Source organism: Paraburkholderia sp. SG-MS1 (genome assembly GCF_012275575.1).
GTDB lineage: Bacteria > Pseudomonadota > Gammaproteobacteria > Burkholderiales > Burkholderiaceae > Paraburkholderia.
Genome location: NZ_NPIH01000291.1, coordinates 1 through 6,587, shown reverse-complemented (window position 1 = coordinate 6,587; position 6,587 = coordinate 1). Strand labels below are relative to the sequence as shown.

Sequence of the window (6,587 nt, the reverse complement as noted above, 5' to 3'; positions counted from 1 at the left end):
ACCGCCCGCCACGGCCACACCGTCAAGTCCTGCCGGATTGCAACCCCAGCTTGCGGGCCTTCGCCCCCGCAGGCAGGCGGATCCGCGGAACAGCCCACTGCAGGCCGCAACTGGACAACGGCCGTCTATGGAACCCGGCAGCAGTGAGGCAGACAGGCGCCCGCCCATAGCCCCCAGGGCTGCAGCAGATCGCGACCAGCAGGACAGGAACGGGGCGGAATCCGGACATCGTCAAAGCAGAGCCACCATCGATGTTCAGCCAGATAACCCTGAAGATCAGGGAAACGAACAGATTTATACTTGGGATAGCCAGCATGAGAATCTATATCTCTTCCACTCCAGGAAAGACGCGGATCAGTTTGTCTGGCAGGACTATCGGAAACAGCATCCTGATGCCCCGGAACAGAGTCACATCGATAACGAATGGGATGTGTTCAGGCGAGGGTTTTCTGATACAGCCCAAAATCCGGTCGGTCAAATCATCTCCCAGATAGCCAGATTTGCAGGTTCTTCACCAGAGACGCAGAAGAGACTGTATGAGGCGGGCAACAATATTCCGGGGTTTCTCGGCGCGGAACTGTCGGCAGCAGCAGGCGCTTCCCCGGAAACACAGGATTTTTTCAGGAAACTGGGAGAAGTGGTGGAACACCTGATTCCTGTCTGGGGAGAGGCAAGAACCCTGAGTGGGATGCTTGGCAAGGCAGCCAACGGCGAAGAACTGTCACTTGACGATCATCAAAACGTTCAAGGGCTTTTCAAGGAGCTGCTGTCAGGAACAAATATTCAGACACAGGCGCACCCGAAAGGACAAAACTTGCCCCCTGGCACAAATCTACAGCCCGAAGAAAAAATTAGTGTTCCCGCCGCGGAAAAAGAACCCTCTCGCGGCAGCCCGATAGTCCGTGCCAATGTGAAAGAAACTGCCGACAAAGGGGGGACTAAAATCCCCGCAAAAAATGAAACCCGACTGAGCCGTGAAGATGCAAAAAGCAGACAGAATGAACTTCAGCAACTGGTAAAGGAAAAATACTCACCACCGTATCCGGCCATACCGGCTGTCCAGACCGTAGAACAATTTATAGAACTTAAAACAAGAATAGAGAACGGGTCAGGGCTCAAAGGGGGAGGTAATGAAAACACGGAAGGCGGGCCTTCTGCTTACACCGGGACGGCGACTTCCCACTCCGGAATGATTGCGAACAGAACTCCGGTGCCAGAAATTGAGATAAAAATTCCCATGGACGATGTGCTCAAGAACACCGCTGCTGGAAAATTTTCTGTGATCAATAAAAATGGATACGCAATACCGGTTTCATATGATCCGGATGCAGGAGCCTGGCGTGAGTTGAACAGCAATGGGTTAGTAAGGGATAGATACGTTTGGCGAACAGGCCGGAATCAATGGGAATCAGGAACTGAGAAAGAATTTTTTGCGGCAAAAAGCAAATTACCTGCCCCGACGAAGTTCGAAACTATCAGGCTAGGCGGCGTTCCGGAAATTCCCACCGAGGCTACGGCTATCCCAAAAGAGATCCACTATATCTGGGCCGGAGATAAAATTCCCGAAAATCTAATCGAAAATATTCTCGAAAACTCGAGGAAAAGCCTTGGATACAAATCTATAATCCATGTCGATGTGAATAGTCCTGAGGTTTTGCATGAAATTAATGATAGGCTGGCTCACAAGATCGATGGACTCGAAGTACGCGATCTTAACGAGGACCGGGACCATTTTTTCAGTGATTTCAAAAACAGTCCATCCGGAGAGATGTATCAATATTTTCGTTCAGGACAAAGTAAAAATCTGTCCGCTGCCGCGGACGGATTGCGGTATTCCTTAATAAATAAATACGGTGGAATTTATCTCGATACAGATGACATCATCACTCAAGGCGTTGGACAGATCCAGTTGAAGGCAATGCCGGATGACATATTGCTAAATGTTCACGTAACCCATAAAGCAACAGATTTTTCAGGCTACAACACCAGCAATTTCGCGAGTCAACCGGGCAATAATGTATTAAAAGAAATCATCAAAGAAATGAATGTTCGATATGCGAAAAACAAATCAATTCTAAATGATCGTCCTTTTCTTGAAAAAAATACCGACACAGATTCCAAAAATAAATTTGCCGAGTATCAAAAGAAAATTTTTGAAATAACTGGCCCATCGTTATTCAATGATATTCTGAAAAAAGAAAGGCCTGATTACTACGATCTGAGTGCGAGAGCAGAGATTGATCAAAATTCTGGCGTGGTTCTATCAAAAAAATATCTTGGTGAAATAGATAAGGCGATAGATTATTACCTGCCGTTCCACAGTAAATTCAAGGTAAAGATTGGCGCAGAACAGTCTATGAAGCATACCCGTTAGGGCGGCGTCGCATTTTCGATTGAGGACATTTCAACCTGGCTAAAAGCGGACATTACAACTTACCCGCTACAGCGTTATGCCGAGGCCATTCTTGAAATGTCGTAGTGCAGCAAAGTAGAAATGTCGTGGTTTATGCCTTTGTTATCTCTTTCAGGAGGTTTTGAGTAGAGGGTCCTGGAGGCTGGCCATGGTTCTGCCAATCGCGGTGTTCAGATCCTCCACGGTAGTCTTGCGCTGCTTCCTTGTGCCAGCCTTGCGCTCCTTTAACCTTGGCGCCTGCCGCTGATTGGTTCGTGATGCTGAACCCGACGCACGGCGGTTATCGCGATCCGCCTGGATCAGCTGCGCGATCTGCAGCACGTGACCCAGCCGCTTGTGATCGATGAATCTCCGAGAGCCGGTCATAGGCGTGCAGGGAAGGGCGGCGCCATCCGCGCGGATCTCGATACGCCCCGTGCGGATACTCATACACATTCGATGTAGCGACCCACCAGCCTGCGGTTCGTTTCCGTATCGTGGAGCAGGTAGATCACCCGGTCATACTGCAGCGTCAGCGAGCGCGTGACACGACGCGGTTCTCCATTTTTGCAATGCGCATGCTATTGACACAACGATGGGCGATCTTGCGTTGCTTACTCATTCACGGGCTGGGACGCGTTCATTTCAATTCGCTCCTTTGCCGTGGACATCACGACCCGTCCACTTGGGCTTGAATCTCCCGCCGTTTAGCGGGACTCGTCCATCACATCGGAACTCAACCATTTACCGTCACTGAACTGGTTCTATTTTAATTCCTGAAGGATTATAAGTAGGCCCATAATCCACCAGGAGTTCCTCCCCTTGGTTGATATTCCTTATAGCCACATAAAACCATAGACTATTCCCAATTCTAATGGCAGCAATATTATTCTCCTTTCCTAGTAAGTCAGCGTGTCCTGGTAGTCTGGCTGTATTCATCAAAGCAAGCCTGTTCCCACTTTCCCTCGCATCGACTTGCTGTCCAAGTTGCTTACCCTCCCATGCATAACTCACCGTTCTGCCATGGCCTATCTTTCTTGATGCCTCATTCAAATCTTTAACACTACCATAAAAAGTTCCGGCATACGAACCTAATACTTCAAATTGCCTGATAGGCCGTTTGGAAAAAAGAGAAAAGCCTCTGGATGGCCCATCGTCAGGCACACGGACTTCGATTATCCTATCGAATTCTTCTGAGCGATTTATTGGTCCGGATGATGATTCTTTATCAAGCCACGCCATTGCGTCTTCACTTATCTTGTTTTTGGCAAAAGAAGTATTTTTTCGTGGCATATCTTTAAAAACATCCTCAAGATAGTTCCATTCGATCTTATCAGCATCCCAGTTAATATTTTTACCTTCAGATTGCTCCAGCATACTGACGGTCGGTTGTCCGGGTTTCCGCAATGTTGGCAAATTGTCGTTATAGGGCAGGCTCACTTCGTGAGTGACATCAGACGGCGCTTCAATCTTGACAACAACGTCATCATCGTCAGGACTCCGAGGCCTGGACGGCCCAGCCACAGGCTCCGCTGCAGACTGCTCCAGGCGATTATCCCAGGATGGGCGTGCCGCAGAGGCACCAGGCGCAGCATTACTCACAGGATGTGCCAACTGGGGCATGCCTGGATCTGGCGTGGTTTCGACAGAATTCCCGGGGATATCGGCTTGTTTAACAGGTGTAGATTTTCCTTCACCGGCCTGTGCTACCAGGTTTCTTCCATTAATTTTAAGATCACCATTCACAGCAACGTAAGTTCTAAATATATTATCATTAAGATTACGATTCCTGGTGAAATCAAGATACTTTTCCGTATTGCCCGGAGTCGTGGCAATTTTTTGCCAGTCGGTGACATCCTTGACAGCGATGGTTTTATAATTTTTCGCGGGAATCAGTCTTTCTCCAGCATCTTTAATATTACCTTTCGTGTCGACACGACGTATAAATTGGTTATAATCAATATTGCGTGCCATGGCAAAATTAGACAGCGTTACTTTATTGCCCCGAGTCCTGGCAATTTTCTGCCAGTCGGTGATGTCATCGGGAGTGATGGGTTTAAATTGATGCCCTCCGGCTCTCAACAGTTTGTTTTCCCCATCAGCTGTAAGCTCGCCCTTCGTGGTAACGTACTGCTGAAATGCAGACTGATCAAGCCCGCGGCTCATGGCAAACGCAGCAAGCGTTTCTTTATTGCCTGGAGTTTTGGCAATTTTTTGCCAGTCGGTGATATCGCCGGGAGTGGTGAGTTTAAACTGATGCCCTCCGGCTCTCATCAACTTGGTTTTCCCATCAGCTGTAATCTCGCCCTTCGTGGTAGCGTACTGCTGCAGCATTGACTGATCAAGGCCGCGGCTCATGGCAAACGCAGCGAGCGTTTCTTTATTGCCCGGAGTCTTGGCAATTTTTTGCCAGTCGGTGATGTCATCGGGAGTGATGGGTTTAAATTGATGCCCCCAGGCTCTCAGCAGCCTGGTTTTCCCAGCAGCTGTAAGCTCACCCTTCGTGGTAACGTTCTGCTGCAATGCTGACGAATTAAGCCCGCGGCGCATCGCAAACTTAGCAAGCGTTTCTTTATTGCCCGGGGTCTTGGCAGTTTTTTGCCAGTCGGTGATGTCGTCGGGAGTGATGAGTTTAAACTGATGCCTTTCAGTCGCTTGACCTGATTTATTTAGGTCCTGCCCGAGCGTTGGGAGAGTCTCGCTTCCACCTCTTCCTGAAAACCTTGGTGCTGGCAAAGAGTCTGATGCTCCCGAAGATCCGGGTGCCCGCGGGCGCAATTGCTGTGATGTTCCTGCAGGATTGTGTTGCTGAGCCTGCTTGTGTGGGTCCGATGTATCAATACGTGACTTTTTGGGCGGAGGCTGCTGTTCGTCTGCCCCGCCGAGTCCGGGAATCCTTTTCCACTGTCCATTACCGGTAGAATGAACGGTCATCACAGATTTTCCGGTTTCTGGGTCAACGATATTGACGCGATTATCGGCCAACTTGAAATCACTTCTGATCTCGTACACTCCGCTGACATTCGTACTATCGGTATAACGGATGTACCAGTGATCTGTTCCCTGATTGTCCTTGGTCTGGTAAATGCCTTTTTCATTAGGCGTTTTACCGTGGATTAACTGATCTCCAGCCGGCACAGCATGGAAACTGATATGGCCTGCTTCTGAAGGCGGCGGAAGTCCAGGCAGTTTGCTGGTACTGGCTTCATGCGGCACGGACTCGTTTTTTTCACTACTGCCTCCTTCTGCAATATCTTTGGGTTCGTGCCCTGCTGGGGATCCTTTAACCTTACCATGGGCCTCTGGGTTGCTGGGGGGGATCTCTTTGACTGTGGCAGGACCATGAACGTATTCAGACGGAAATCTGGTGCCATGAGGCAGGTCATGCCCGTTCAAGCCTGCCTGTGTCTGAATATTTGTTCTTGACAGCAGCTCCTTGAAAAGCCCTTGAACGTTTTGATGATCGTCAAGTGACAGTTCTTCGCCGTTGGCTGCCTTGCCAAGCATCCCACTCAGGGTTCTTGCCTCTCCCCAGACAGGAATCAGGTGTTCCACCACTTCTCCCAGTTTCCTGAAAAAATCCTGTGTTTCCGGGGAAGCGCCTGCTGCTGCCGACAGTTCCGCGCCGAGAAACCCCGGAATATTGTTGCCCGCCTCATACAGTCTCTTCTGCGTCTCTGGTGAAGAACCTGCAAATCTGGCTATCTGGGAGATGATTTGACCGACCGGATTTTGGGCTGTATCAGAAAACCCTCGCCTGAACACATCCCATTCGTTATCGATGTGACTCTGTTCCGGGGCATCAGGATGCTGTTTCCGATAGTCCTGCCAGACAAACTGATCCGCGTCTTTCCTGGAGTGGAAGAGATATAGATTCTCATGCTGGCTATCCCAAGTATAAATCTGTTCGTTTCCCTGATCTTCAGGGTTATCTGGCTGAACATCGATGGTGGCTCTGCTTTGACGATGTCCGGATTCCGCCCCGTTCCTGTCCTGCTGGTCGCGATCTGCTGCAGCCCTGGGGGCTATGGGCGGGCGCCTGTCTGCCTCACTGCTGCCGGGTTCCATAGACGGCCGTTGTCCAGTTGCGGCCTGCAGTGGGCTGTTCCGCGGATCCGCCTGCCTGCGGGGGCGAAGGCCCGCAAGCTGGGGTTGCAATCCGGCAGGACTTGACGGTGTGGCCGTGGCGGGCGGT

The 6,587-nt window shown here is 50.1% G+C and carries 3 protein-coding genes; 1 reads left to right on the top strand and 2 read right to left on the bottom strand.

The annotated features are described in order from the left end of the window. Positions 1–127 precede the first annotated feature (127 nt). Positions 128–2,374: a glycosyltransferase gene (locus CIC12_RS32080; RefSeq protein ID WP_168670509.1), complete on the top strand. Its 2,247-nt coding sequence runs from the start codon at positions 128–130 to the stop codon at positions 2,372–2,374. Between the two features lie 150 nt (positions 2,375–2,524). On the opposite strand, the gene CIC12_RS32075 is transcribed toward CIC12_RS32080, so the two are convergent. Next, the gene (locus CIC12_RS32075) at positions 2,525–2,842 is read right to left on the bottom strand and encodes a hypothetical protein (RefSeq protein ID WP_168670507.1); all 318 of its coding nucleotides are present in this window, start codon (positions 2,840–2,842) and stop codon (positions 2,525–2,527) included. A 300-nt stretch (positions 2,843–3,142) separates the two neighbouring features. Further along, positions 3,143–6,460, bottom strand: a complete 3,318-nt coding sequence (locus tag CIC12_RS32070) for an SET domain-containing protein (protein WP_168670505.1) — start codon at positions 6,458–6,460, stop codon at positions 3,143–3,145. Between the last annotated feature and the right edge of the window lie 127 nt (positions 6,461–6,587).